This window comes from Rothia mucilaginosa ATCC 25296, assembly GCF_000175615.1.
Lineage (GTDB): Bacteria > Actinomycetota > Actinomycetes > Actinomycetales > Micrococcaceae > Rothia > Rothia mucilaginosa.
Genome location: NZ_ACVO01000015.1, coordinates 166938 through 191820, shown reverse-complemented (window position 1 = coordinate 191820; position 24883 = coordinate 166938). Strand labels below are relative to the sequence as shown.

Sequence of the window (24883 nt, the reverse complement as noted above, 5' to 3'; positions counted from 1 at the left end):
CATCGGGTAGCGCCGGGGCCTTCACACAAGCTATCTGCGAGCGCAAAAACTCTACGCCGAGAGACTATGCCGAGAGACGAACCACAGCCTGGCTCTTCATTAGAACCTTCTGCTCCTTGCCTTCCTCATCACGAGCAGTGACGGTCAGGTCAATGCGGGCGGTGCGTTCCTCCTCATTCAGGGCACCCACCTTACCGCTGATGGTCAGGGCGTTCGTGGGGGTGTCGGGGTTTTCGCCGCCGGGTGCATCCGCCACGGGAACGGGCTTGGTGAATCGAGTCTGGTAGTCCACAATCGCGCCGGGGTCGCCCACCCAGTCGCTCACGAGCTGCACGGCGGTACCCATGGTCAGCATGCCGTGAGCAATCACGCCGGACAGGCCCACCGACTGAGCAAAACGCTCGTTCCAGTGAATCGGGTTGAAGTCACCGGATGCGCCAGCGTAACGCACCAGCGAAGCGCGGGAGAGCTCCACGGTACGCGAACCGATGTCCTGGCCCTTTTCAAGATCTTCAAAACGCACCATTAGTTCTCCTCCTCAGCACGAACCAGCAGGGAAGAAATGCAGGTGGTGACCGGCTCGTCCTGCGCGTCAACGATTTCTTCGCGGGTGGTCAGCATTGCGCCGGCACCCATGACACGCACGGAGTCCACGTGAACTTCGGTGCGCAGCTCATCACCGGCAACAATGGGGCGGTGATGGGTGAAGCGCTGGTCGGCGTGCACCACGCGGGAGAAATCAATACCGGCGGAATCGTCGTTGATGAGTGCCGCGTCGGCAGCCTGCGCCAGGATAATGGCGAAGGTCGGCGGGGCAATCACATCTGCGTACCCTGCCGCGCGGGCTGCCTCAACGTCGTGGTGGAGGGGGTTTTCTGCGTGAACTGCTCGGGCAAATTCTCGGATCTTTTCACGACCGACAACGTAGGTGTTCTCGGACGGGTAGACCCTGCCCACAATCTCAGGGTTAATGCTCATGATTTCAGTCTACCGTTCTTGTGCACAGTGTTCAGCTCAAACGCACAGAGTGGACAGACCACTGTACAGGTAACCGGCGTGCAGGTAACCGGCATGCAGGCAACCACTATGCAGGCGTGCAGTATTTCGTCGCATTTTTTACCTGCTAGCGAAGGCGCCCGGCGCACCCCTACCCATCCAGCCCAAGCAGGCGTAGGCTGGACGGGTACCCGCAATCAATCAAGAAGGAAAAATTGTGTCTTCCAACGTAAAAATTTCGGTGCTTGACCTGATGCCGCACCGCCCCGACCAGAGCCAGCACCAGACCATGCTCAACACCATCGATGCCGCCCGCGCGGCTGAATCTTACGGCTACGAGCGTTTCTGGGTCGCCGAGCACCACAATGCCGGCTCCCTGCTGTCCTCGGCGACCGTCGTGGTCATGGCGGAGATCGCCGCCGCAACTGAGCGTATTCGCGTGGGTTCGGGCGGCATTATGCTCCCCAACCACGCACCCTACGTGGTGGCGGAGCAGTTCGGTACCCTCAACGCATTCCACCCCGGCCGCATTGACCTGGGTGTGGGCCGTGCGCCCGGCACCGACCCGATGACCGCCGCCGCTCTGCGCCGCGACGATTCTGCCGCCATGAGCTTCCCCGCCGAGGTGCAGCAGCTGCAGCGCTTCCTGGGCGAGCCCTCCCCCATGCACCGCGTGCACGCCATTCCCGGCCAGGGCTCGAAGGTGCCCCTGTACATTCTGGGTTCTTCCCTGTTCGGTGCGCAGCTTGCCGCGCAGCTGGGTCTGCCCTACGCGTTCGCTTCGCATTTTGCGCCCGCAATGCTGCAGGAGGCGGTAGACACCTACCGCGCAAACTTCAAGCCCTCGGAGCACCTGGAACAGCCCTACGTCATGGTGGGTGCAACCGCAATGCTCGCCGATACCGATGAGCGGGCACGCTACCTGTACACGAGCCAGCAGCAGCATTTCCTGGGCGTAGTGCGCGGCAATCTGTCTTTCGCACCTCCCGTGGAGGATATGGATGCCGTCTGGACCGGCACGGAGAAAATGCACATTGAACGCATGACCGCCGAGGCGATTGTGGGCTCCCCCGCTACCGCGCAGGCTCGCATTGAGGACCTGGTGGCGCGCACGGGCGCTGATGAGCTCATCGTTATGACCGAGGCGTGGGAACATGAGGACCGCCTGCGCTCCTACGAGCTGCTGTCCCAGCTGCCGGTAGTGCGCCGCGCCTCCTAACGCTTTGATCAGAGCATAAAGACGAAGCCCCCGAGTATTTTTCTCGGGGGCTTCGCTATGCCCGGTATCGAGCCGCAGGGCTGAGTACTATTGAGCGCCTGCAGACCGGGCTTCAGGCAAAGAAAATAGGCAGACAAAATTGGCAAACAAAAAAGCCTGCCTCCGAAGAGACAGGCTTATCTGAGCCCCGACCGGGAATCGATCCCGGGACCTCCATCTTACCAAGATGGCGCTCTACCACTGAGCTATCGGGGCGTAGCGGTGGACGGGCTCGATCCGTCGACCTCACGATTATGAGTCGTGCGCTCTAACCAGCTGAGCTACACCGCCACATCATTAATACGTACTCTCGCATGAATTAATGAGAGAGCCCCGACCGGGAATCGATCCCGGGACCTCCATCTTACCAAGATGGCGCTCTACCACTGAGCTATCGGGGCAACAGGTAAAACTATACAGGTCTTCAAGAATGCTCGCAAGCGGAGAAGCTATGGCATGCACCACATTTAACGTTTTCCTGTTCTCCGCACTGCCGCATGAGAACCCAGCTTTGACCAGGAGCCCCAGTAATGATCAGGAGCTCCCAGCAATGACCAGGCGCCGCCGCAACAGCTGATGCAAACACATCAACACACAAATACAAAAGACCGGCAGGAGAGCTCATCACTCCCCTGCCGGTCTTTGAATCACATGCGGATGACAAGGCTGCTAGCCGATAGCCTCAGCAAGCCCCTCATACCGCTAATCCAGGCTTAGCCGAAATCTTAGTAGCGCTTGCCGCGGCCACCGAAATCACGACCGCCGTCACGGTTACCGCGGTAGCCGCCATCACGACGGTTATCACGGCCACCGAAGTCGCGACCGCCGAAGTCGCGGCCACCGTCACGGTTGCCACGGTAGCCACCCTCACGGCGGTTATCACGACCACCGAAGTCGCGACCGCCGAAGTCACGGTCATTGCGCTTGCCACCGAAATCGCGGCCGCCACGCTTGAAGTCGCGGTCACCGCCGAAATCACGGCCACCCTCACGGTTACCGCGGTAGCCACCCTCACGGCGGTTATCACGACCGCCAAAGTCGCGACCATCCTCACGGTTGCCGCGGTAGCCACCCTCACGACGGCCGCCACCGAAGCCGCGGCCACCGCCGCCGCCCTTGGGACCGTTGTCCTTGCGGATGTTGATGAACTCGCCAGCAATCTTGGTGTCGCGCAGGCGGTCGAAGAAGTCGCGGGGCAGGTCCTCGGGCAGGCCGACAATGGTGAAGTGCTGGCGAATGTCGATGGAGCCAATCTGGGAGCCCTTAATGCCACCCTCGTTAGCTAGTGCACCCACAATAGCGCCTGCGGTCACGCGGGAGGAACGGCCAACGTTCAGCTTGTAGTTGACCATACCCTCGTCGTTGTGCGCGCGCTTTGCCTTGCGGCCGCCGCGGTCCGAATCCTCATCGGAGAAGGGGCGGGACTTGTGGGCGATATCTTCGCTCTCATCGAGGAAGAAGGGGCGACCCTGCTGGGCGATAACAGCCAGTGCAGCCGCAATGTCCTCAGCGGTGGTGTCGTGCTCGTTCTCGTAGTCCTCGATAATCTGGCGGAAGAAGCTCAGGTCCTCAGACTCGATGGTCTCGGTAATCTGCTGTGCGAAGCGCTGCTTACGGGTCTCGTTCACTGCCTCTGCGGTGGGCATGTGCATCGGCTCGACCTTCTGGCGGGTTGCCTTCTCAATCTGACGCAGCATGTACTTCTCACGCGGGGTGACGAAGAGGATTGCGGCACCTTCGCGACCTGCACGGCCGGTACGACCAATGCGGTGCACGTAGGACTCGGTGTCGTGGGGGATGTCGTAGTTGACGACCAGGGAGATGCGCTCAACGTCCAGGCCGCGTGCAGCCACGTCGGTTGCTACGAGGATGTCGATGCGGCCGTCACGCAGGGCGTCAACGGTGCGCTCACGCAGCTGCTGGGGGATGTCACCGTTAATCGCTGCTGCCGCGAAACCGCGTGCCTTCAGCTTGTCGGCAACTTCCTCGGTTTCCTTCTTGGTGCGCACGAAGACGATGATGCCGTCATAGTTTTCGACCTCGAGCACGCGGGTCATTGCATCCAGCTTGTGGGAGTGCATGACCTGCATGTAGCGCTGGGAGATGTTTGCGCTGGTGGTGGTCTTAGCCTTGACGCGGATCTCGGTGGGGTCGTTCAGGTACTGCTGAGCGATCTTGCGGATCGAGTTGGGCATGGTTGCGGAGAAGAGGGCAACCTGCTTGCTGTCGGGGGTGCCTTCGAGGATCTTTTCCACGTCTTCGGCGAAGCCCATGCGCAGCATTTCGTCTGCCTCGTCCAGTACCAGGTACTGCAGATTGGACAGATCCAGGGAGCCCTTTTCGAGGTGGTCAATCACGCGGCCGGGGGTACCGACGACGACCTGCGCACCGCGACGCAGACCGGCCAGCTGCGGGCCGTAGGGGGAGCCACCGTAGATGGGCAGGACGGTGAAGTCCTCCATGTGGGTTGCGTAGGAGGAGAAGGCTTCTGCAACCTGCAGAGCCAGCTCGCGGGTGGGTGCCAGGACCAGAACCTGGGTGTCGCGGGAGATGCCGTTGACGTCAGCAAGTTCAGCCATGCGGGACAGTGCCGGCAGGGCGAATGCTGCGGTCTTACCGGTACCGGTCTGTGCCAGACCGACCACGTCGTGGCCTTCCAGCAGCAGCGGGATGGTCTGTTCCTGAATGGGGGACGGCTTCTCGTAGCCGACCTCTTCCAGGGCTGCCAGGACGCGGGCGTCCAGGCCCAGGTCGGTGAAGCGTACGCCTTCTTCTTCAGCCTTCTCGGCGGTTTCTTCTGCAGCGGTTTCTTCGGCAGGTGCTTCTGCAGTAGCTTCTGCGGTGGTTTCTTCTGCTTCTACAGCAGGGCTCTCAACGGTGTTCTCGGCGATGTTCTCGGTGGTCACAACGGTCTCTGCCTCGGCGTTCAGTTCGGCCGGGGTAGCAGTATTCTCAGTCAATTTTTCCTCTATACGGTAGGGGTGGAAGCGCACGCTTTTCGGCGCTTACCGGGTGTCCCCTTCACGGCCCAGCCACACATCATCCCCTGGGGAGTAGAACGTCCAGGGGTCCTCCGTTACCGGCGCATTCTGCAGAGGTGTTCTGCGGATGCTACGGGTAGCGGCTTTTGCTGGGGGTGGTCTTGAATTTCTCGGCACATTATCCGCACGCCCGTTCGTACTCTGCGCTCGGCGCACAGTAGTCCCTGTGAATCAGGGGTGTACAGGGTGGGTAATGCTCACATGCAATGTCACGTATTCCTGGTGGTTCGCCTTCCCGCTTACACGGCGGTGGTGTGTCTGTTACAGCAGACGCAGCAAAGACGCTGGACCAGAGATCGTTAAGAGAAGCCCGCGTGTACGGTGTAAACCGCAAGTTTATGGGGCGTATCAATCGGTGATGGTGAGTACGGCGCACCTACAATTCCAGCACCACCTTGGGTGCCGGGTGCGCACAAGACCTTCATCGGGGGTTCCCGTGTTCTACCTAGTTTACCTTAGCGGCGCCCTTTTAACCCCAAAAGGTGCTTAAAACCTCATCTCTTAACGGCGAGCGCCCACCCTCACAACCGGAGGGCGGGCGCTTTTTGGGCACGCATCGTTCCTACGTAGTCCTCGGATTAATCTACGCGACGCACAATATCAATCGTGCCGACGGTCGCATACTTAGCGTAGGAATGGCCGTAGCGGTCGGCCGCGTACTGTGCGGCGTTGGTCGGCGGGTTGCCGCCCCAGGAGTTGCTCCTGCGGTCGATGACCACGTAGTCGGGTGCGGGCTCACCGGTGTGACCGATCCAGTAGACGGTGCGACCGGGAATCAGCTGAGTCAGAATCGACAGGTCAGATGCGACCGACACCCCTTCGGGTACCTTCTGCACGGCATCCTGCTTCATCTGGTCAGTGGCGGTCAGCGCGGAGGCGGTGAACTGTGCATTACTCAGGGATGCGAGGGGCTGCTGGGAGCCTGCCACAAAGATCGGGGATACCGCAAGGAAGAGCGCCACGGCGGGCAGAGCCCATACGGGTATGCGGCGTGCCAGGGCGCTGAGGCGGCCGGGCTCGGTGTTGGCCTGAGGCTCCTCGGCGGAGGCGCTATCGGCTACTCGCGCAGCCGAGCGTACCGGAATCGCAGCCGAGCGTACCGGAATCGCAGCCGAGCGTACCGGAATCGCAGCCGAGCGTACCGGAATCGCGGCGGGAACCACGCCATAGCGTACACGCACGACGGCATCCAGCAAGGCGAGGAAGACGACGGGCATGAGCACGAGCGAGTAGTGCCAGGTGCTTGCCCAGTAGGATTCCATGGTGGAGAGCAGACGCCAGGCGAGGGTCGGCAGGGCAATTGCCGCGAGCGGAGAGATCACCCAGAGGACCGCTCCGGTAATGAGCAGCAGGCCGAGGGTTGCCAGCTTGGTGTTGTTGCTGAGCATCTGCAGCGCTGAGCCGAAGGGGTCGCCCAGGGCTGCGGAGAAGTTCACCTTGTCGGCGTAATCGAAGTTACCGCCGCTATTGAAGTAGGGCAGAATCACGTAGACGGCGACGACCGACCAGAACACACCCCACATCATGACCATGGTGGATTCTGCGACGGCGGGGGTGCGTGCCCACGAGGAGTAGAGCTGCTGCATGCGGGTGCGCATGGGAGCGGGAGTACCAGCGGAGAGGCGCGGCATCAGAATGTCAACGGCGATGCTCAGCCAGCCGGTGCGGATAAAGATGATGAGGCCGATGGCTGCGACAGTAATACCCATATCTTCTTTGACGAAGGCGATGGGCAGGGACCACCAGCAGGCGTAGGCGAGGTAGCGGGCACGTTCGGTGCCACTCACTCGCGAGGCGAGCACCAGGTAACCGAGGCTCATGGCGAGTAGCGGCACGGCGAAGGCTACTTCGTGGAATTGGGCGGCGATAGCTTGCTGAACGCCGAAGCTGAGGGCGAATCCGGCACCGAGTAGCAGACCGGTGATGGTCGGGATGACGCTCTGAAGTTTTGCGGACTGAGCATTCTGCGCAGGTTCGTTCTTCTGCGCGTCCTCAGTCTTCTGTGCATCTTCAGTTTTCTGGGCGAGCGCGAAGGCACGCTGAGTGAAGCGCACAATGGCAAAGCTTGCGAAGGCGACCAGGGCGTTCTGCACGACCAGTAGCGTGGTCGGCGAGGGGAACAGCGCGTAGATGGGTCCCAGAAGCACCAGAATCGGGTGGAAGTGGTCACCCCAGAGGTTAAAGTCGGGCCCCTTAATGGGCACGATGGGCACGGAGAAATGCGAGTACGCCTGCGCCATCTGGGTGAAAATCGCCAGGTCCCAGGAGGGGGTCACCCAGTGCTTCATCTGCTGAAGCGAGTAGTAGGTGTACAGCGCCATGACGGCGGCGGCAAGCAGCAGACCGGGTAGTAGTTCAAGGGGTCGGATGCTCTTGACGCGCTCGGTGAGGGACTGACGCGGCTGTTTCTGGGCACGCTGGCGGCGCGCGCCTGTAGCGGTGCCGCTCGTCGTTTCAGGTGCGTTAATCGTCGAGGGTGCGTCATGTGCTTCCGGTGCCATAGGCGTCCTTCTCTCGGGGTGTGTGTCCGGGCTACGGGCGCCCTTGTGAACGGGCGGAACGCATAGCCTGTGTTGTGCCGGTGGCGGAGTTTGCGTTCGTTATCGCTCTACCTTTTAGGGTATCGCATTAGCGGCGTGCCTGCCCTGCCGAGTATTTCTGGTGCTTTAGCTGGGGGGCGTAGATTGGTGAGGCGTCGTCGATGAGGGAATAGACTGGTGGGGTGAGTACGATTCCTTCCTCAACCCCCGGCGGCGCGCCCCCTGGTGGTGCACTCCCCGGTAGCCGCCCGGTAGCGGGCGCACGGCGCACCCGGCATCCTTTGGCGGCCGCTGGTGTACCCTATGCGCCGGCGCTTGCGGATGTTCTTCAGGAGCCTACCGTTCTTCACCAGCCGCGCGTTCAGGTTCGTACTCTATCCCCCGCCGCTTCGCCCCTTCCCGGTGCTCTGGCTCCCGAGGCGTGCGAGGTTGTAATTGAGCCGCATGTTCCGGTGCAGTTGGCGCAGACTTTGGGTTCGTTGCGCCGCGGTGCTCAGGATCTTTCGTATCGTGCGCTGAGCCGCGCGGATGGTGCCGAGCGAATCTGGGTGACGGCTCGCACGCCGTTTCACGAGTTCCCGGCGGTGCTGTACGCCGAACGTTTGGCGCAGCCAGCCGAGCTTCCTGAGTCTCTCCCCTCCCTGCATCGTGTGCTGATGCGCCCGGTGCGTATTCGCACCTGGGTTTCTTATAGTGCCGCAGATCAGCAGATGCAGGCGCGAGCCGATCTTCAGGCGTTGGCGCAGGAAATGACGTACTGGCTGGGTCTGCACGACCCCGCCGAGCAGTTTGGCGCTCTGCCTTCTTTTGCTTCTCTTCCGCCGCGTATTCAGCAGGCGTGGCGGCAGAATCCGGGGCTCCGCCTCAGCGCCTCGGGGCAGCTGGATCGGCAGATGCTCAACGCCATTGTGGAGCAGCGCATCACCCAGACTGAAGCGTTCAGAACTCTGGGCTGGGTTCTGCGAAAGTACGGCTCCCCCGTCCCTTCGACCGGCCTGGGGCATCAGCCGGAGGGGATGCGCGTCTACCCGACAGCCCGGACCCTGGCGACGATTCCTACCTGGGATTGGCATCGGGCGGGCGTTGATAAAAGCCGCTACGATGCCGTGTACGCTTACGCTCGTTCCGCCGAGTCTCTGAAAAACATTGCGGCAGAAGGCGACGTCGCGCTACTGGCACGGAGCCTACACAGTGTGCGCGGCGTGGGCCCGTGGAGTATTTCCGAGGCTCTACAGCGCGTGTGCGGGCACCCGGATGCCATCAGCGTGGGTGACTACCATCTGGCGCACGCGGTCGGTGAGTTATTCACCGGTCAGCGCACCGATGATGCGGGTATGCTCGCCCTGCTGGCGCCCTACAGCCCGCATCGGCAGCGCCTGGTGCGGCTCATGCACGCTTCAGGCTTTTCGAAGCAGCGCTACGGGGCACGCATGAGCATTGAGGATCACCGCGGTCGCTAACGCTCCCGCACCCTCACGAGGTTAAAAGGGGACGGGGCGCCCCTGCCGGTTGTGCCGGCGGGTGCGCCCCGTTCAAGCTCTTTTGTGGTGGTGAGCTTACTTCTTCTCTGCAGAGCCTTCTGCTGCTGCGATTTCTGCACGGACCTTGTCCATGTCGAGCTCGCGAATCGAACCGATCACGGTCTCCAGCTGGTCTTCGCGCAGTGCGCCAGCCTGCTGGTAAACCAGGATACCGCCACGGAAGCCCATGATGGTGGGGATGGAGGTGATGCCAGCTGCCTGAGCGAGCTGGCCCTGGTCCTCGGTGTCAACCTTGCCGAAAACGATGTCGCTGTGCTTCTCCGAAGCCGCCTCGTAGACGGGGGAGAACTGCTTGCAGGGACCGCACCAATCTGCCCAGAAGTCCAGGAAGACGATGTCATTGCTCTCGACGGTAGCAGTCAGGTTCTGCTGAGTAATTTCAATAGTAGCCATGAGATAAAGCTACACCCTCAAGACCCCAATCGCTAATTGTTCGCCCTGGGATTCAAACATTGTGAAAGATATGACAAATTGCCGTCATAGTTGGCTCTTTACACGGTAGTTTCAGCCGGTTCACGGGTGTGTCGCGAACATCCTGACGAACGCCCCTGCATCTGCTGCTGGAGGCGCCCGACTCGGCAACCGAAGCCCCCCCGAGTGAGCTCTCCCTCCCCTCCCGCAAGAAAGCCCCTCGCGGACATCGGGAAAATACGGGCGCAACCACGGAAGGCCGCTGCGGGAGCCACCCTGAAACTGGTTTTAGATACACAAAAGCCCGGTTACTTTCGTAACCGGGCTATTTGTGGCAGGTGAGGGATTCGAACCCCCGTAGGCAGTGCCAGCTGATTTACAGTCAGCCCCCTTTGGCCGCTCGGGTAACCTGCCGCCTAGCTAGGTGCTAGTTGCTCGCTCAAGCGAACAGAGACTACTCTACAGCAGTTTTAGGGACTTGTACACTTCACACAGGGTTTTGTGACGAAGGTTATATATCTGGCTATATTTATCGTCTTTTCGTCACATCAGAGCGCCGGTACACGCTCACCGCGCATCCATATCTATCGCAGCGCCCGCGCCCTCATCCTAATTGAATAAAACCTTCATGAATAAAGCCGTGAATAAAGCCACCACCTACAGCAGCTTTAGAAGGAGCGGGACGGAGTATCGCCATCCTGCTCAAGCAGAAGCACGATCTCCAGGTGCTCCAGATAGCGGCGCGCCTGCTCTACGGTGCACATGTCGCCGGCAATCTCACGCTCCAGGTCACGGCGAACGCCACGGAAACGCGCCACCAGCGAAGGTTCCGTCAGAGTGATACCGATACCGTCAAAGGGAGAAGGCTCAGCATCTTCCTCGTGCAGATCAAGATGAATCTCGTGGTGGTCAGATTCGTTGAGACGCTCCGCCTCAGGAATACCCTCGGGCTCAGCACCCAGAGAGGTATGCAAGTCAATGAAGAGCAGGGTTTGCAGGTCGCGAGCTTCCTCGCTCGTGCGCAGGTCCGTTACGGACAGGTTAGGAGTGGTCATATTTCTATTGTCCTCTTTTAAGGTTAGTAACGCCTGTAAAACAGGCTCGTTATTCTGATAGTTAGCTGTGAACAAGAGCCCCAACCCGGTAGGCTAGTACTAACTGGTGCCAGTAGCACCTCATTCACGAAAGGAAAGCCCATGGCTAGCGAATCGTCATTCGACATTGTGTCCAAGGTGGACAAGCAGGAAGTTTCCAACGCACTGCACCAGGCGCAGAAGGAAATCTCCCAGCGTTACGACTTCCGCGGCGTAGGTGCAGAAATCGACTACTCCGGCGACAAGATCCTCATCAAGGCAAACGCCGAAGAGCGCGCCCTGGCAGTGCTCGACGTTTTCCAGTCCAAGCTGGTCAAGCGCGGCATCTCCCTGAAGTCCCTGGACTCCGGCAAGCCCTACGCATCCGGCAAGGAAACCCGCATCGAATGCTCCATCAAGGAAGGCATCGCGCAGGATCAGGCGAAGAAGATTTCCAAGATGATCCGCGAAGAGGGCCCCAAGGGCGTGAAGGCGAACATCCAGGGCGATGAGCTGCGCGTCTCCTCCAAGTCCCGCGATGACCTGCAGGAAGTTATTGCAATGCTCAAGTCCGCTGACCTTGAGGTTGACCTGCAGTTCGTCAACTACCGCTAAGCGCAGGCGCTCCCCCGCCATGGGTGAGGGAGGCGGTTAGAAGCCAAAATGCAAAATCCTCGGGGTGACTACTTCCACAGTAGCCACCCCGAGGATTTTTTGTCTGCCAACCCGTCATCGCGGGTCACAATCGTTACCCTGAGTCATATTTATACGGGGTCATATTCGTACCCGAATGGTTCAGCAGAGAAAAGACTTAGTACTGCCCCATCTCACGAGCCTGTTGCTGCAGACGCGCAATACGCTGATCCATCGGCGGGTGAGTAGAGAGCATATTCTTCAGCGAACCGAAGGGGTTCGCAATCATCATGGCGCTCGCCGCCTCAGTATTGCGGTTGTTCGGATCCATCGGGTACATGGACACACCGCTCTCCAGCTTGTTCAGTGCCGAAGCCAGAGCCAGCGGGTCGCCAGTCAGACGTGCACCATCCTCGTCGGCATCGAATTCGCGGGTGCGGCTAATAGCCATCTGAATAACCTGCGTAGCAATAGGAGCCAGCAACGCAATCACAAACATGGCAAGAGGGTTCGAGCGTTCACCATCGCGACTGGAACCACCGAACATCGCGCCAAACGAAAGGAACTGCGCGACCGTACCGATGATGGAGGCGATACCCGCCGCCACCGAAGAGGTGAGGATATCGCGGTTGTACACGTGCATCAGCTCGTGGCCGAGCACGCCGCGCATCTCGCGCTCATCCAGCAACTGCAAAATACCCTCGGTGCAGCACACCGCCGCGTTCTGCGGGTTACGACCGGTTGCAAACGCATTCGGGGTCATGGTCGGTGCCACGTAAAGGGCGGGCATGGGCTGACCTGCACGAGAGGAAAGCTCCTCCACAATGTCGTAAAGCACCGGAACCTCTTCACGGCTGACCGGGTACGCGTTCATGGAGCGCAGAGCGAGCTTATCGGAGTTCCAGTAGGTGTACGCGACCGAACCCAAGCTAAACAGGCCCATAACCCAGATGAAAATGGAGGTGCGGAAAGTCGCCGAAAGCAGGCCACCGATGAGCAGCATCATGCCCACCATGGAGCCCATCAACAGGGCAGTTTTCAGTCCGTTGTTATGGCTGTGCATGGGTATCCTCCTGAACAATTAGGTCAGTGCGTACAGCGTGTACTTGACTCTATAGAATACGTGCAAGCACCCGCGGGCGCACCTTCTGGAGCGCGGATTCACCCAGAGCGTCACCCATACGCCGAAAGATCAAAAGGGATTAGGGAATAGCGCCCGGAATATTTACCAGGGGCACCTGCTCCAGCACCTGCGCCGTAGCAGTGGGGAAAATACCCAGCAGCAGAATCGTGCCGTACGCGCCCAGAAAAAGGATGAAGAGCAGGCCGAGCATCAGCTGACCCTCCAGATCAAAACCGGTGGTAGTACTGCGGTACTGGCCGTAAATCACCGGGGTCACGATGGGCACACCGAAGAGCAGAATCATCAGCAGAATGTAGATGGGGTTTGTGAAGTCGTACACCATGACCCTATCCTCCTTGATGGTGATCGCCGGTACGGGTTACTCTAGGTTCTTTGATTGTACGGCATCTCTTCACACCCGAGGCCGGGACGAGGAGGGGCGCCACAGAGTGGATGAAAGGGACGCTCCACCGGCTTATTATGAGTTTTTCATAAAATAATGATGAATTTCTCATAATAATGTGTAGACTTAAACTTATGACCGACGCAAAGACAACCTCCGATACGAAGAAGACCCAGCACCCAGACCATCACAATACCGGTTGCGCCCACACCACCGGCCTGCCCCTGCTCTCCGCAATGAGCCCCGAACAGCTCGAAGAAGCATGGACCACCGGACTGCGCGCCAGGGGCCGCCGCGTCACCAAGCAGCGCCTCGCCGTACTCCACGCAGTACAGGAGCACCCGCACTCCACCGCCGACATCATCGTGCAGGCAGTCCGCGAGCGCATCCCCGCCATTACGGTTCAGTCAGTCTACGTGATTCTTGCCGACCTGACCGATATCGATCTGCTGCGCAAATTTGAGCCGCCGGGAACCCCCGCCCTCTACGAAACCCGCACGGGCGACAACCACCACCATGCCTTCTGCGTACGCTGCGGCAAGGTCGAAGACGTGGACTGCGCGGTCGGCTCCGCACCCTGCCTGACCCCCAGCGATTTTCACGGCATGGCGCTCTTCAGCGCAGACGTGCTCTACCAGGGCGTATGTGTAGACTGCCAGACCGAGCAGGAGGCGGCACTCGCCCGCACCCAGCAGGAAGCGGCAACACGCGCCCTAGCTTCATAACCCCATAGAGCTCGGGAAATCGGGCAGGCTCGGTCATGAGAGCTTTTAAACCGTTGAGGCGGCGACACTACTCGTGTCGCCGCCTCAACGGTTTAAGTTATTCGCTGCAGGAACTTAGGCACCCATGCGGGGCTGCGAATCCACAATCTCCAGCAGCTCGCGAATCTGCGCCGCGGTCAGCACCGTGGAGGGGTTAATCGCGTTCACCTTCACGCTCGGTGCACCAATATCCAGGGCGTAACGCAGAATATCCAGGGCGTTCGCCGAACGCACCTCAATATGCGGGTCCAGTGCCGCAATTTCAATGGCCGAGGTGAACACCAGCAGGCTCTGCGGGTTGCCGTTCTCATCCGGATCAAACACGAAGGAGGTACCGGACGGGTCGGCAGGGTCAACACCCACCAGCAGCACGGACGCCGGGGACACCAACGAGCCGAGCAGCATCTGCATGTTGTCCTGCACCAGCGCCATTTTCGCGCCATCATTGCGGGGAGAAGTGATAATCCACTGCACCTGAGCGCGCTCAATGTAGCACTCGTGGTCAGTGCCGGGGTCAACCACAATCAGGTCCAGCGCCTCATTGCCGAGGAAATCGATAAAGACCTTCATCGCCGGTTCACGCAGAATCAGCTCGTCGCCCTCGGACTCCTGACGCACGTAGCTCTTGCCAATGTGCTCGGAGGAGGAGAACACACACAGCGCCTGCATACCGGTCTCGGGCATACGAATGACCTGGTGGGTCAGCACCGACTCGGGGCCCATCAGGTCGGTCTCAGACGGAATCAGCAGGGAACCGGTCGCATCCAGTAGAACGTCACCACCGAGCATCGTGCGGACCACGTTAATGAGGGTTCGCTCCTGCACATCGTTACGGAAGGTCTCCAAGGCAGCAACCAGGTACGGGTTCGGGATCTCATGCTCGCTCGAAGACAGTGACTCTGCGGCAGAATGGCGTGCACGGCCCTCCATACGCTCACGAGCCCACTGAGGGATACGCGAAGCATCACGAGGGAACTCAGCCAGGTGCTCACGCACGTCAGTTGCGGTCAGGGTGCCTTCATTCTTCCAGCTGGCGGGCTCATCGTCACGGTTATAGGAGGCACCCACGCTGAACTGCGGGTTGGGCCAGCCGGTTGCCGCCACCACGATGGAGGCGGTGAACCAGGTGCCGCGGTTACCGTCGTAGGCGGCACGCTGCAGCTTGCGGACCTCCGCGATAATGGGCGAGCCGTCCTTGAGCGGGCCGATAGTGCCGATGACCTCTTCACCGTCGCGGAATTCACGCACACGCACGAAAATCTGACCTGCCAGAGGCTTGACGTCCAGCACCATTTCGCTCCAGCCGGGGTCAACACTAACGACGTCCAGCAGCCAGCTTCCAATGTTGTTCAGCGCATCCTGGATGCGCGCGGCACGGCTACTCGTCTCGGCAAGGCGGGGTTCAGTCATAGTTCATACATCCTTGAGTGTGAATACGGCGCGGCTGGAGGCATCCGTGTTCGGTCGTAGTGTCGGCTTACAGGGTGCCGGAAGAAGCCGTCTCTTCGATTCTAACGAACACGGGCACTCAACGCAGATAGTTTACGCCGAAAGATATATGCTCTACCTCTCCCCTGTACCTCTCTAGACGGCCCATTCGACCCTCTTAACGTCCAATACGCCTAAAGCGCACCCCAAAACCGGGGATACACGGCATAGTGAACGCTAAAAGGTTGATAATCTTGAAGCATGACGAATTCTCTGCAGGACCTTATCGACGCATCGATCTTTATCTCCACCGAGTACCAGGCTCGACTCGCTGAGCTCGTGGGTACCTCCGAGTGGAACGTGGATTTCACCTCCCAGTCTCTGGATTTTGAGACCACTCCCCCGCTTTCGCTCAAGCCGCACCTGCTGGGCACCGAATCCGAGAACCGCGGTACTTGGATTTGGTCTTGGCAGCAGCTGGGCTACTTCCCCGACTCCGTTGTTTCCGCCGCTATTCAGGCGCGCGAAACCGGTGAGCGTGACGGCCTGGCCGAACTGACCACCGACGAGCTGCCCCTCTCCGAGTCCCTGGCACGCCGCCTGACCCTGGCAACCAAGACCATCAGCGGCCTGTACGCACACTACCCGCTGCCCGCGGGCGCTGGCGTGCGCGCATGGACCCTGCTGGAGGGTGCCGAGCTGACCCTCGAGGCACCGACTTACAAGGGTATTGGCCGCGTCATTGCGAAGACCCTGCAGAGCGAAGAAATCCACAACCAGGTTCTGGCGGTGGACTCCTACGCTCAGCAGCGCGGCTTCCACATCGCCTGGGACACCGAGGCAACCGCCGTGCTGACCGCAACCGACGGTGCCCTGCGCCTGTGGTTCGACGAGGGTCACATCAGCGGCATCGAGCAGGCTGAGCCTCAGGTTGGCCCCGAGGTTCTGGAGCAGTGCGCAGCCGCTGCCGCACAGCGTCGCGAATCCCTCGCCGCACTGCGCGCCGAGATTGAGCGCGTGGCAGCCGCAGAGGCAGCCGCTCAGAACGCACAGCGCGAGCAGGAGGCAGCAGAACGCGCCGCCGCACGTGCCGAGGCTGAGGCAGAGCGCGCCGTCGAGATCGCCGAGCACGCACCGGTCGCAGAGACCGAGGTACCCGGCGTCGAGAGCACCGAGAACCTCTACCCCGCCGACGAGGCTCCCTTCGATCAGGAGCCGGCAGAGTACGCAGAGCCCGGCCTGGTCACCGTGGAGACCCTGCCCGGCGAGTACGAGGCAGAAGAGACCGAACAGGCTCGCGTCTACACCGACGAGTCCATCGGCGCCGAGCAGCCCGAGTACGAGACCGTTGAGGCTTCCGCAGAGTACGCTGAGGAGCCGGTCGCCGCTGAGACTGCAGCTGAGCAGCCCGTCGAGGTTGAGCAGGATGCAGCAGAGTACGAGGAGCAGCACGTGGAGCCCATCCGCAACGCTGGCGCGGCTCCTGACCTGCAGGCAGAGCACGAAGAGGCAGCCCGCCGCGAGCAGGAAGAAACTGCACGCCGCGAGGCAGAGCAGCCCAAGAAGAAGGGCTTCTTCTCCCGCTTCTTCGGCCTCTAAACCGAATACGCAGCACTCCTCAGGCGCGGTATCCTCGTGGTCCCGCGCCTGTGGCGTCCCTAGCATATGCTGCACCTACATCGGGTACAGTAGTGTGCGCGCATCGAAACCTGTGTGGGTACCCAGCCGGCGCATCCCGATGAATAGCTTAGAAGAACGTAACCCAAGAATCAGGTCAGACGAAACCATGTCAGAAACGCAGAAGCACACCACCCGCAACGGGTTTATCACCATCATCGGAACCTACATCATTTGGGGTCTGCTCCCCCTGTATTTTGTGGTGATGGCGCCGGCAGGACCGATTGAGATTGTGGTGGCGCGAGTGGTCTTCTCCCTCATTTTCTGCGCCCTGCTACTGCCGATTGTGCGGGCAACCGCGGACTTCCGCCGTGCCCTCAAGGACCGCCGCATCATGCTGGTGCTGACGGCGGCATCGTTCCTCATCTGCGCGAACTGGCTTATCTACGTGATGGCAACAACCAGCGGTCACACGATTGATGCGTCCCTGGGATATTTCATTAACCCGCTGGTCTCCGTGGTGCTGGGCGTGATTTTCCTGCAGGAGCGCCTGCGCGCCGCGCAGTGGGTATCCGTCGCGATTTCATGTATCGCGGTGCTGATGATGAGCCTCATCTACGGTCAGGTGCCCTGGACGGGTCTGGGCCTGGCGTTCTCCTTCGGCATCTACGGCCTGCTCAAGGCACGCGTAGCCCACGACGTGAGCCCCATCGTTTCACTCTCTCTCGAAACTCTGATTCTGGCGCCCTTCGGCATTGCCGCCCTCTTTGTGCTCAATGCTCAGGGACAAATGACCCTCTTCAGCGAAGGTGCCGGGCACTTCTGGCTTCTCACGTCCACCGGTGTGGTCACCGTTGTGCCCCTCATGCTCTTTGCGGCGGCTACCAAGGCTCTACCACTGTCAGTCATTGGCATGGTGCAGTACCTGGGCCCGACCATCCAGTTTGTTCTGGCGCTGACCGTTCTGCACGAGCAGATGAGCGCCGATAAGGTGCTGGGTCTGAGCCTCATCTGGATTGCGCTCATCATTTTCACCGTGGATGCGGTGCGTGCCTCCCGCTCCTACCGCGCCTCCGCGCTGTCCGACCCGGAAACCGGCATGATCCCGCTCGTAAAAGCTGAAGACGTGCAGAGCAAGTAGCTCTCCCCAACCCGGATAAAACACAGTCCCGCACAAAACACAGTGATGCCCCGCAGGCGTTAGCCGGCGGGGCATCACTTTATATCGCGTTCACACTCTAAAGCTCAGAACCCTGAGCTTCAGCAGCAGCATCGAGAGCATCCAGATCAGGATGACGGTGCAGGTTCAGCAGAGCCAAACCCAGGCCACCCCAGATAATCAGGATGGCCACAATGAGCATCACAATTGCGGAGATAGACATGAGGGCTCCTAACGGGTAATAGTCGAATCAACGTGGCCGTGCTCCACCTGACCGGAAATCACCGGAGGTGCCGGCGGCTCTTCAGCCGCACGAGACTTCTTCGACCAGGGCAGAAGAGAAACAACGATCGCACCAACCAGAAGCAGTGCGCTCATACCCCAACCGAAAATCGCCAGCAGATCCGCAGGGTAACCCTCATACGGGGTCGCAATCAGCTTGATAACGCTCTGAATCAGAGAGTAACCCAGAACCAGCGGAGTCACGACAGCCAGCAGACCCATCCAGATCTTGCCGACCTTGATGGAAGAGTAGCGGTTCAGGTGCTCAGCCAGAGCGGGCAGAGCACGCACCACGTATGCAACCACGATAATGGCGCACAGGCCGGCAGCCAGAATACCGAAGAGGTTCACGAAGTTATCGAGAATATCCAGCACGTACAGGCCGGTGGTAGTCGGCATCAGCAGCAGCGAAATCAGAGCCATCGGAACAATCACCAGAATGGTAGACGCCAGACGGGACGTCGCGAACTTATCCTGAATACCGGCAATAATCACCTCAAGAATCGAGATCAGGGAGGTGAAACCAGCAAAGAGCAGGGAGCCGAAGAAGAGGATACCGATCAGCACGCCGCCGGGCGCCTGAGAAATAATGGTCGGGAACGCGATGAACGCCAGACCAATACCGCTGGTCGCAACCTCACTGACCTGGGTGCCAGCTACGTGAGCCATGAAGCCCAGAGCCGCGAACACACCAATACCAGCAAGAAGCTCAAAGCCGGAGTTCGCGAAACCAACCACAGCACCAGAACCGGTCAGGTCAGTCTTAGGCTTCAGGTAGGAAGAATAGGTGACCATAATGCCGAAGCCAATGGACAGCGAGAAGAAAATCTGGCCGTAAGCAGCAACCCACACATCGGGGTTAGCCAGGGAGTCCCAGCTGGGGGTGAACAAAGCGTTCAAGCCGTCCACAGCACCGGGCAGGGTCAGGGAGTAAATCACCAGACCAACGAACATGATGAGCAGAATCGGCATGAAGACAACGTTGGCGGCGCCCACACCCTTCTGAACGCCCAGAGCCATCACAGCGAGCAGCACACCCCAGATCAGCACCATGGGGACCAGAACATCCATGTTGAAGTCCAGGGAGACACCGGGGGTCTCTGCAACCTTCAGGAACTCGCCCTGGAAGAACGCCTTCGGGTTATCACCCCACGCATTGGTGAAGGAGAAAACCATGTAACGCAGCGACCACGCCACAATAGCGGCGTAGTAAATAGCGATGACGAAGTTAATACCCATGTGCCACCAGCCGATGAACTCGGTCTTACGGTTCAGACGGCGGAAAGCCAGCGGGGACGACGCACGCGCACGGTGACCGATAGCGTAGTCAAAGAACAGGAAGGTCAGACCGGCGGTCAGCAGGGCGACAATGTAGGGAATCATGAAGGCGCCGCCGCCGTTATCAAATGCGATGTAGGGGAAACGCCAAATATTGCCCAGACCAACAGCAGAACCGATGGCGGCAAAGATGAAGACGCGACGGCTAGAGAAGCCTTCGCGCTTCGTGGGCGCCTTAGGGGTAGATGCTCCCATAGTTGTAAACCTCGAATGTGTGGGGACGCGGATGGTTGGTGCGAGAATAGCCCGTCGGGGTGTTTGGGCTCTGCTCGCGTCCAGAAATAGTAAACGGCTCTCCAACACGGGTTGGGTGTGGGAGCCGTCAAACGTCTGAAGGGTGGATGTGCGCCTCAGGCATGCCTATAAGGATTACCTTAAAGGCATATAGCGGTCAAGGAGACCCCAGCATACGGAACTATGCGGGACAGGGCACCCGCTCACACCCACCCTGAAAACCGGTGCTGACTAGCCATAACGCAGAAAACCCCCGCCGAATCCAGGCAGATTCAGCGGGGGTTTTGAAGTATGAGACGCATCAGCGCTTACGCCAGCGCACACGTTACGTGGTGAGGCATTTTAGCCCTCGCGGTGAACCACAGCGTGAGCGAAGGACTCCAGCGCAGCCTTCGCGGTGGACTCGGGCAGCGGAGCAATCGCGGCGATTGCGCGGTCCGCCCAGTCGTAGGCAATCTGCCATGCTTCCTGGGTGACCGGGTGGGCGGCGAGTGCCTCCACAGCGGTCTCCAGAGCCTCGTCGGAGCTGAGGTCGGCATCCAGCAGGGCGCGAACAGCAATAGCAGATTCGTCACCGGCAGCTACCGCACGGTCCAGCAGGATGGTCGGCAGGGTGGGCACGCCCTCGCGCAGGTCGGTGCCGCGGGTCTTACCACTGGTCTTGCCGTCGCTCACAATGTCAATCACGTCGTCAGCCAGCTGGAATGCCACACCCACCAGCTCGCCGTACGCCTTGACCATGGAGATAATATCTTCGGAAGCACCCGAAAGCAGGGAGCCGTACTCGCCGGCTGCGGCAATCAGGGAGCCGGTTTTACCCTCAATGACCGCGATGTAGTGGTCGAGCAGGTCCTGGCCCTCGCGGGGTCCGGTGGTCTCAAAGAGCTGACCGAGCACCAGACGCTCAAAGGTCTGGGACTGAATCTTCATGGGGCGGGTGCCCAGCTCGGACACCAGCAGGGATGCACGGGAGAAGATCAGGTCGCCGGTCAGAATTGCGACGGAGTTGCCCCAAATCATCTGGGCGCTGTCCACGCCGCGGCGCTTGGGAGCGTCGTCCATAACATCGTCGTGGTAGAGGGTTGCCAGGTGGGTCAGCTCCACCACCACGGCGGCCTCAATCACCTCGTCGTTAATCTCGCCGTCTACGGCTGCGCAGAGCAGCGCCAGCAGGGGGCGCACACGCTTGCCGCCCGCGGAGAGCAGGTGACGGGATGCGACGTCCGCAAGGTGGTCGGTCTGGGCGATCGCCTCGGCCAGGCGCTCCTCAATACGTGCGAGGGAGGAAAGAATCTGCGGACCCAGCTTGGGGTCTGCGGCAATGAGTTCGAAGCCTGCGGGAAGTTTCAGGTCGAGGTCTCCCAGCAGGTCGGTTGCGGCAATGGGCTGCTCTGCGTTGCTCACGGTGTCTTCTATCTTCTTGGTGTTGGTGTCTTCGGTGGTGTGTGAACGCGGTGTCTATGCGTTGTGTGCTTCGGGCTTGAAACCGCGGTGAATGGCGACGATGCCGCCGGTCAGGTTGCGGTACTGCACGGAGGTGAAGCCCGCCTCCTTGAATTTCTGCGCCAATTCCTGCTGGTTGGGCCAGGTGATGATGGACTCGGCGAGGTATTCGTAGGATTCGGGGTTGGAGGAGATTGCGCGGGCAATCGGCGGGATTGCCTTCATGATGTAGTTCTTGTAGACCGCGCCGAAGGGGGCGAAGGTCGGGGTGGAGAACTCGAGGATGACAATGCGTCCGCCGGGCTTAAGTACGCGGTAGATTTCGCTCAGTGCTTTGGGGTAGTTAGCGACGTTGCGCAGGCCGTAGGACATGGTGACCGCGTCGAAGGTTTCGTCATCGAAGGGTAGGGCGGTGACGTCTGCCTGCACGAAGGTCATGTCGGGGCGACGGCGGCGACCCACATCCAGCATGCCTTCGGAGAGGTCTGCTGCGATGACGTCCACGCCGGCGTCAGCGAAGGGCTCGGAGGAGACGCCGGTACCTGCGGCTACGTCCAGCACTTTCTGGCCGGGGTGTGCGTCGACGGCTGCGACTGCCTGCTTGCGCCAGTAGATGTGCTGGCCGAGGGAGAGGATGCCGTTCATGAGGTCGTAGCGTTCGGCTACGGTATCGAACATGGCGGCAATGTCGCTGGTTTTCTTGTCTAGGGTTGCGCGGGTTGCGCGGGTGTTCTTCTCTGCGTTCACGCTCTCAATTGTGGCATGGAGGTTACTAGATTCGATAGTTGGGTAAACCGTAGTAGTGTCGCACGGTGCGTTAAGGTGCGTTCTGAAGTGGTTTTCGAGTCGCAAATTCGGGGTTTTATTCAGTTTTTGGGGGTGTGAATTATGCATATTCAGCAAAAATTTATGAATATTTATGTATATACTTGCATTTTTTAACATAGGCGCGCACAATAGACCATAGATTTTATAGAGCACACCCCACACAGGAGCATCCCAATGAACACCGCATCCCTCAAGAAGGCATCCCTCAAGCCCCTCGCACTACTGGCAGTACTGCCCCTGGCACTGACCGGCTGCGTCTCCACCGCCAACGAGAACTCCGATGCCAACGGCGAGGTCAGCCTCGTCAAGTCCGGCACCCTCAGCGTCTGCACCAACACCCCCTACAAGCCCTTCGAATACGAAGAAAACGGCACCATCGTCGGCCTGGATGCAGACATCGCCAACGCTATCGCCTCCGACCTGGGCGTGAAGGCTCAGCTGACCTCCATCAGCTTCGAGGGCCTGGACTCCGGTACCGGCCTGGCCACCGGTCAGTGCGATATCGCCCTTGCGGGTATCGGCGTAACCGATGAGCGTAAGAGCAAGATGGAATTCACCACCGTCTACTTCGACGACAACCTGGCAATCCTGGTTCCCAAGGGTTCCTCCATCACCTCTGCCGCAGATCTGAAGGGCGTGAGCGTTGGTGCGCAGCAGGCAACCAGCGGTGAAACCTACGCCAAGGAAAACGGTGCAGAGGTCATCCAGTACGAAGACACCTCCCTCATGTTCTCCGCCCTGAAGACCGGTCAGGTCAAGGCAGTCGCAGCGAACCTCTCCGTGGTGTCCGAGGCGCTGACCAATGACCCGGACTCCTTCAAGATTGCCTACCAGGATTCCGAGAACACCGAGCAGATTGCCGCAGCAGTTTCCTCCAACAACAAGGCACTGCTAACCAAGGCAAACGCCACCATCGCCAAGCTCAAGGAAAACGGCGAGCTCGACAAGATGAAGGCAAAGTGGGTTGGTGCTACTTCCTCCACCTCCGCGAGCGCCTCTTCCTCCGCTTCCTAAGCGTCTAGCCGGTTAGCCTCTCCCCCAATTCAGGAGTACCCTTATTACTTTTGGGTTGGGGGATTCTCCGGCCTTCACCCTTGTGAGCGTATAAAACGCTCTTGACCGAACAGCACACGGATAAGAAAGCGCATGTCCTCTAAACTCTCACCCCGTCAGAAGCAGAAGCTCTTCCGCTACGCACAGTACGCCCTTCTGGCAGTTATCGCCCTGGCAGCCATTCTTTTGGCTGACTGGAAGACCCTCAGCCAGCAGGTATTCAACCTGGACGTTGCGGCGCAGCAGTTCCCCGACGTCATCACCGTGGCGTTGAAGAACACCCTGCTGTACACCACCTTGGGCTTCATCGTGGGCCTCTCCGGCGGTCTACTGCTGGCGCTCATGCGTATTTCCTCTATCGCCCCCTACCGTTGGATTGCGACCCTGTACGTGGAGCTTTTCCGCGGCATCCCGGCGCTGCTGGTTTTCTTCGCGTTCGGTTACGGTATTCCTCTGGCGTTCAAGATTCGCTTCGTGGATAACCTGATTCCGGTGACCCTGTCCCTGGGCATGGTTTCGGCTGCTTACATTAGTGAGGTTCTGCGTGCGGGTCTGCAGGCGATCCCGAAGGGCCAGATGGAGGCGGCACGCTCCCTGGGTATGTCCCACACCCGCGCGATGATTTCGATCATTATTCCTCAGGCGTTCCGCGTGGTTCTGCCCCCGCTGACCAACGAGGTTATCCTGCTGACCAAGGACTCCTCCCTCGTGTACCTGCTGGGCGTGACGGTTTCTCAGTACGAGCTGGCGAAGTTCGGTCGTGAGGGCCTGACCGCCGCTAACGCGGGCCTGACTCCCCTGGTGGTTGCGGGTCTGTGCTACCTGATTATCACTGTTCCGCTGGGCCAGCTCTCCGCATACTTTGAGCGCCGCACCCAGCTTGCGGGCCGCAAGTAAGCGCAACGACAGATACGGATTACGGAAGATACTATGACTGCTTCAACTTCATCCATGGCCGCCTCCTCGGTGCGCATTTCTAACCTGCACAAGTCCTACGGCAAGGTTCAGGTTCTCAAGGGCATTGACATGCAGGTCAAGCCGGGCGAGGTCGTGTGCCTTATCGGCCCTTCGGGTTCCGGTAAGTCCACCCTGCTGCGTTGCGTGAACCTGCTGGAGGAGCCGAACGACGGCACCATTATGGTGGGCGATACCGAGGTCACCGACCCGGACGTAGACATTAACCGCGTGCGTACCCACATGGGTATGGTGTTCCAGCAGTTCAACCTGTTCGGCCACCTGAACATTCTGGATAACTGCACGATCGCTCAGATCAAGGTTCTGGGCCGTTCCAAGGCGGAGGCGGAGGCGGTTGCCCGCGAGCAGCTCGCCAAGGTTGGTCTGGAGGGCAAGGAAGACCGCTTCCCGGCTCAGCTGTCCGGTGGTCAGCAGCAGCGTGTGGCTATTGCGCGTGCGCTGTCCATGAACCCGGACCTGATGCTCTTCGATGAGCCGACCAGTGCGCTCGACCCGGAGATGGTCGGCGAGGTTCTGAGCATTATGCGCAACCTTGCTGACGAGGGTATGACCATGATCGTGGTGACCCACGAGATGGCGTTCGCCCGCGAGGTCGCCGATAAGGTCGTCTTCATGGCCGATGGCGTGGTCGTGGAGGAGGGTCCCGCCGATCAGGTGATTGGCAGCCCCCAGCACGAACGTACTCAGGCTTTCTTGGCGCGCGTGCTCGATCCGACCCACGCCGTAGTAGACTAGTACTAGCT

At 60.0% G+C, this 24883-nt stretch carries 22 protein-coding genes and 4 tRNA genes; 9 read left to right on the top strand and 17 right to left on the bottom strand.

Features of this window, described 5'->3' with window-relative positions:
- Positions 1-64: 64 nt before the first annotated feature.
- Together ROTMU0001_RS04310 and ROTMU0001_RS04305 are read right to left on the bottom strand one after the other, a co-directional pair.
- Positions 65-526: a MaoC family dehydratase gene (locus tag ROTMU0001_RS04310; RefSeq protein ID WP_005508334.1), complete on the bottom strand. Its 462-nt coding sequence runs from the start codon at positions 524-526 to the stop codon at positions 65-67.
- Positions 526-978: a MaoC family dehydratase N-terminal domain-containing protein gene (locus ROTMU0001_RS04305; RefSeq protein ID WP_005508332.1), complete on the bottom strand. Its 453-nt coding sequence runs from the start codon at positions 976-978 to the stop codon at positions 526-528. The genes ROTMU0001_RS04310 and ROTMU0001_RS04305 overlap by 1 nt, the downstream gene beginning before the upstream one ends.
- Before the next feature lie 235 nt (positions 979-1213).
- On the opposite strand from ROTMU0001_RS04305, the gene ROTMU0001_RS04300 reads away from it, so the two are divergent.
- The gene (locus ROTMU0001_RS04300; RefSeq protein WP_005508330.1) at positions 1214-2215 is read left to right on the top strand and encodes an LLM class flavin-dependent oxidoreductase; all 1002 of its coding nucleotides are present in this window, start codon (positions 1214-1216) and stop codon (positions 2213-2215) included.
- Positions 2216-2398: 183 nt separating this feature from the next.
- Here the strand turns inward: ROTMU0001_RS04300 and ROTMU0001_RS04295 are convergent.
- The 5 genes from ROTMU0001_RS04295 to ROTMU0001_RS04275 all read right to left on the bottom strand — a co-directional run bounded on the left by ROTMU0001_RS04295 (position 2399) and on the right by ROTMU0001_RS04275 (position 7796).
- Positions 2399-2470 (bottom strand) — tRNA-Thr (locus ROTMU0001_RS04295).
- Between the two features lies 1 nt (position 2471).
- Positions 2472-2545: transfer RNA gene (locus ROTMU0001_RS04290), tRNA-Met, on the bottom strand.
- 38 nt (positions 2546-2583) lie between these two features.
- Positions 2584-2655, bottom strand: a tRNA-Thr gene (locus ROTMU0001_RS04285).
- 324 nt (positions 2656-2979) lie between these two features.
- Positions 2980-5214, bottom strand: coding sequence for a DEAD/DEAH box helicase (locus ROTMU0001_RS04280; protein WP_005508328.1), 2235 nt, complete (start codon positions 5212-5214; stop codon positions 2980-2982).
- Positions 5215-5873: 659 nt separating this feature from the next.
- Positions 5874-7796: a DUF2079 domain-containing protein gene (locus ROTMU0001_RS04275; RefSeq protein ID WP_005508327.1), complete on the bottom strand. Its 1923-nt coding sequence runs from the start codon at positions 7794-7796 to the stop codon at positions 5874-5876.
- A 221-nt stretch (positions 7797-8017) separates the two neighbouring features.
- Here ROTMU0001_RS04275 and ROTMU0001_RS04270 point away from each other — a divergent pair, with 221 nt between their 5' ends.
- Entirely contained in the window at positions 8018-9295 is a 1278-nt protein-coding gene (locus tag ROTMU0001_RS04270) for a DNA-3-methyladenine glycosylase family protein (RefSeq protein ID WP_005508326.1), read from the top strand.
- A 96-nt stretch (positions 9296-9391) separates the two neighbouring features.
- Here the strand turns inward: ROTMU0001_RS04270 and ROTMU0001_RS04265 are convergent, their stop codons facing one another.
- The 3 genes from ROTMU0001_RS04265 to ROTMU0001_RS04255 all read right to left on the bottom strand — a co-directional run bounded on the left by ROTMU0001_RS04265 (position 9392) and on the right by ROTMU0001_RS04255 (position 10842).
- Positions 9392-9769, bottom strand: a complete 378-nt coding sequence (locus ROTMU0001_RS04265; protein ID WP_005504813.1) for a thioredoxin family protein — start codon at positions 9767-9769, stop codon at positions 9392-9394.
- 350 nt (positions 9770-10119) lie between these two features.
- Positions 10120-10201, bottom strand: a tRNA-Tyr gene (locus ROTMU0001_RS04260).
- A 254-nt stretch (positions 10202-10455) separates the two neighbouring features.
- Positions 10456-10842, bottom strand: a complete 387-nt coding sequence (locus ROTMU0001_RS04255; RefSeq protein WP_005508323.1) for a hypothetical protein — start codon at positions 10840-10842, stop codon at positions 10456-10458.
- 141 nt (positions 10843-10983) lie between these two features.
- On the opposite strand from ROTMU0001_RS04255, the gene ROTMU0001_RS04250 reads away from it, so the two are divergent.
- Positions 10984-11475, top strand: coding sequence for a YajQ family cyclic di-GMP-binding protein (locus tag ROTMU0001_RS04250; protein ID WP_005508322.1), 492 nt, complete (start codon positions 10984-10986; stop codon positions 11473-11475).
- A gap of 196 nt (positions 11476-11671) precedes the next feature.
- Here the strand turns inward: ROTMU0001_RS04250 and htpX are convergent, their stop codons facing one another.
- Together htpX and ROTMU0001_RS04240 are read right to left on the bottom strand one after the other, a co-directional pair.
- Positions 11672-12556 (bottom strand): zinc metalloprotease HtpX, encoded by an 885-nt coding sequence (htpX, locus tag ROTMU0001_RS04245; RefSeq protein ID WP_005508321.1) that lies wholly within the window; start codon positions 12554-12556, stop codon positions 11672-11674.
- Positions 12557-12695: 139 nt separating this feature from the next.
- Positions 12696-12959, bottom strand: coding sequence for a hypothetical protein (locus ROTMU0001_RS04240; RefSeq protein ID WP_005504804.1), 264 nt, complete (start codon positions 12957-12959; stop codon positions 12696-12698).
- A 194-nt stretch (positions 12960-13153) separates the two neighbouring features.
- On the opposite strand from ROTMU0001_RS04240, the gene ROTMU0001_RS04235 reads away from it, so the two are divergent.
- Entirely contained in the window at positions 13154-13744 is a 591-nt protein-coding gene (locus ROTMU0001_RS04235) for a Fur family transcriptional regulator (RefSeq protein ID WP_005508320.1), read from the top strand.
- Positions 13745-13858: 114 nt separating this feature from the next.
- On the opposite strand, the gene ROTMU0001_RS04230 is transcribed toward ROTMU0001_RS04235, so the two are convergent.
- On the bottom strand, positions 13859-15193 hold the full coding sequence (locus tag ROTMU0001_RS04230) for an SseB family protein (protein ID WP_005508319.1): 1335 nt from the start codon (positions 15191-15193) through the stop codon (positions 13859-13861).
- Positions 15194-15472: 279 nt separating this feature from the next.
- On the opposite strand from ROTMU0001_RS04230, the gene ROTMU0001_RS04225 reads away from it, so the two are divergent.
- Both ROTMU0001_RS04225 and rarD read left to right on the top strand, forming a co-directional pair.
- On the top strand, positions 15473-16810 hold the full coding sequence (locus ROTMU0001_RS04225; RefSeq protein WP_005508318.1) for a DUF6882 domain-containing protein: 1338 nt from the start codon (positions 15473-15475) through the stop codon (positions 16808-16810).
- Positions 16811-16997: 187 nt separating this feature from the next.
- A complete protein-coding gene (rarD, locus tag ROTMU0001_RS04220) occupies positions 16998-17969 on the top strand; it encodes an EamA family transporter RarD (protein ID WP_005508317.1) in 972 nt (323 codons plus the stop codon).
- Between the two features lie 97 nt (positions 17970-18066).
- On the opposite strand, the gene ROTMU0001_RS09020 is transcribed toward rarD, so the two are convergent.
- From ROTMU0001_RS09020 to ROTMU0001_RS04205, 4 genes are all read right to left on the bottom strand, one after another.
- A complete protein-coding gene (locus ROTMU0001_RS09020; protein WP_005508316.1) occupies positions 18067-18210 on the bottom strand; it encodes a methionine/alanine import family NSS transporter small subunit in 144 nt (47 codons plus the stop codon).
- An 8-nt stretch (positions 18211-18218) separates the two neighbouring features.
- Entirely contained in the window at positions 18219-19802 is a 1584-nt protein-coding gene (locus ROTMU0001_RS04215) for a sodium-dependent transporter (RefSeq protein ID WP_005508315.1), read from the bottom strand.
- 381 nt (positions 19803-20183) lie between these two features.
- Positions 20184-21245, bottom strand: a complete 1062-nt coding sequence (locus tag ROTMU0001_RS04210) for a polyprenyl synthetase family protein (protein WP_005508314.1) — start codon at positions 21243-21245, stop codon at positions 20184-20186.
- A gap of 54 nt (positions 21246-21299) precedes the next feature.
- Positions 21300-22031: a demethylmenaquinone methyltransferase gene (locus tag ROTMU0001_RS04205; RefSeq protein ID WP_005504795.1), complete on the bottom strand. Its 732-nt coding sequence runs from the start codon at positions 22029-22031 to the stop codon at positions 21300-21302.
- Between the two features lie 255 nt (positions 22032-22286).
- Here ROTMU0001_RS04205 and ROTMU0001_RS04200 point away from each other — a divergent pair, with 255 nt between their 5' ends.
- From ROTMU0001_RS04200 to ROTMU0001_RS04190, 3 genes are all read left to right on the top strand, one after another.
- Positions 22287-23126: an ABC transporter substrate-binding protein gene (locus tag ROTMU0001_RS04200; RefSeq protein WP_005508313.1), complete on the top strand. Its 840-nt coding sequence runs from the start codon at positions 22287-22289 to the stop codon at positions 23124-23126.
- A 132-nt stretch (positions 23127-23258) separates the two neighbouring features.
- Positions 23259-24062 (top strand): amino acid ABC transporter permease, encoded by an 804-nt coding sequence (locus tag ROTMU0001_RS04195; RefSeq protein WP_005504788.1) that lies wholly within the window; start codon positions 23259-23261, stop codon positions 24060-24062.
- Between the two features lie 33 nt (positions 24063-24095).
- Positions 24096-24875, top strand: a complete 780-nt coding sequence (locus ROTMU0001_RS04190) for an amino acid ABC transporter ATP-binding protein (protein ID WP_005508312.1) — start codon at positions 24096-24098, stop codon at positions 24873-24875.
- The last annotated feature ends 8 nt before the right edge of the window (positions 24876-24883 follow it).

What these genes read in the sequence shown, in the direction of transcription:
- ROTMU0001_RS04310 (WP_005508334.1), bottom strand. Translation starts at nt 526, where the DNA reads ATGGTGCGTTTTGAAGATCTTGAAAAGGGCCAGGACATCGGTTCGCGT.
- ROTMU0001_RS04305 (WP_005508332.1), bottom strand. Translation starts at nt 978, where the DNA reads ATGAGCATTAACCCTGAGATTGTGGGCAGGGTCTACCCGTCCGAGAAC.
- ROTMU0001_RS04275 (WP_005508327.1), bottom strand. Translation starts at nt 7,796, where the DNA reads ATGGCACCGGAAGCACATGACGCACCCTCGACGATTAACGCACCTGAA.
- ROTMU0001_RS04265 (WP_005504813.1), bottom strand. Translation starts at nt 9,769, where the DNA reads ATGGCTACTATTGAAATTACTCAGCAGAACCTGACTGCTACCGTCGAG.
- ROTMU0001_RS04255 (WP_005508323.1), bottom strand. Translation starts at nt 10,842, where the DNA reads ATGACCACTCCTAACCTGTCCGTAACGGACCTGCGCACGAGCGAGGAA.
- ROTMU0001_RS04250 (WP_005508322.1), top strand. Translation starts at nt 10,984, where the DNA reads ATGGCTAGCGAATCGTCATTCGACATTGTGTCCAAGGTGGACAAGCAG.
- htpX (WP_005508321.1), bottom strand. Translation starts at nt 12,556, where the DNA reads ATGCACAGCCATAACAACGGACTGAAAACTGCCCTGTTGATGGGCTCC.
- ROTMU0001_RS04240 (WP_005504804.1), bottom strand. Translation starts at nt 12,959, where the DNA reads ATGGTGTACGACTTCACAAACCCCATCTACATTCTGCTGATGATTCTG.
- ROTMU0001_RS04235 (WP_005508320.1), top strand. Translation starts at nt 13,154, where the DNA reads ATGACCGACGCAAAGACAACCTCCGATACGAAGAAGACCCAGCACCCA.
- ROTMU0001_RS04230 (WP_005508319.1), bottom strand. Translation starts at nt 15,193, where the DNA reads ATGACTGAACCCCGCCTTGCCGAGACGAGTAGCCGTGCCGCGCGCATC.
- ROTMU0001_RS04225 (WP_005508318.1), top strand. Translation starts at nt 15,473, where the DNA reads ATGACGAATTCTCTGCAGGACCTTATCGACGCATCGATCTTTATCTCC.
- rarD (WP_005508317.1), top strand. Translation starts at nt 16,998, where the DNA reads ATGTCAGAAACGCAGAAGCACACCACCCGCAACGGGTTTATCACCATC.
- ROTMU0001_RS09020 (WP_005508316.1), bottom strand. Translation starts at nt 18,210, where the DNA reads ATGTCTATCTCCGCAATTGTGATGCTCATTGTGGCCATCCTGATTATC.
- ROTMU0001_RS04215 (WP_005508315.1), bottom strand. Translation starts at nt 19,802, where the DNA reads ATGGGAGCATCTACCCCTAAGGCGCCCACGAAGCGCGAAGGCTTCTCT.
- ROTMU0001_RS04200 (WP_005508313.1), top strand. Translation starts at nt 22,287, where the DNA reads ATGAACACCGCATCCCTCAAGAAGGCATCCCTCAAGCCCCTCGCACTA.
- ROTMU0001_RS04195 (WP_005504788.1), top strand. Translation starts at nt 23,259, where the DNA reads ATGTCCTCTAAACTCTCACCCCGTCAGAAGCAGAAGCTCTTCCGCTAC.
- ROTMU0001_RS04190 (WP_005508312.1), top strand. Translation starts at nt 24,096, where the DNA reads ATGACTGCTTCAACTTCATCCATGGCCGCCTCCTCGGTGCGCATTTCT.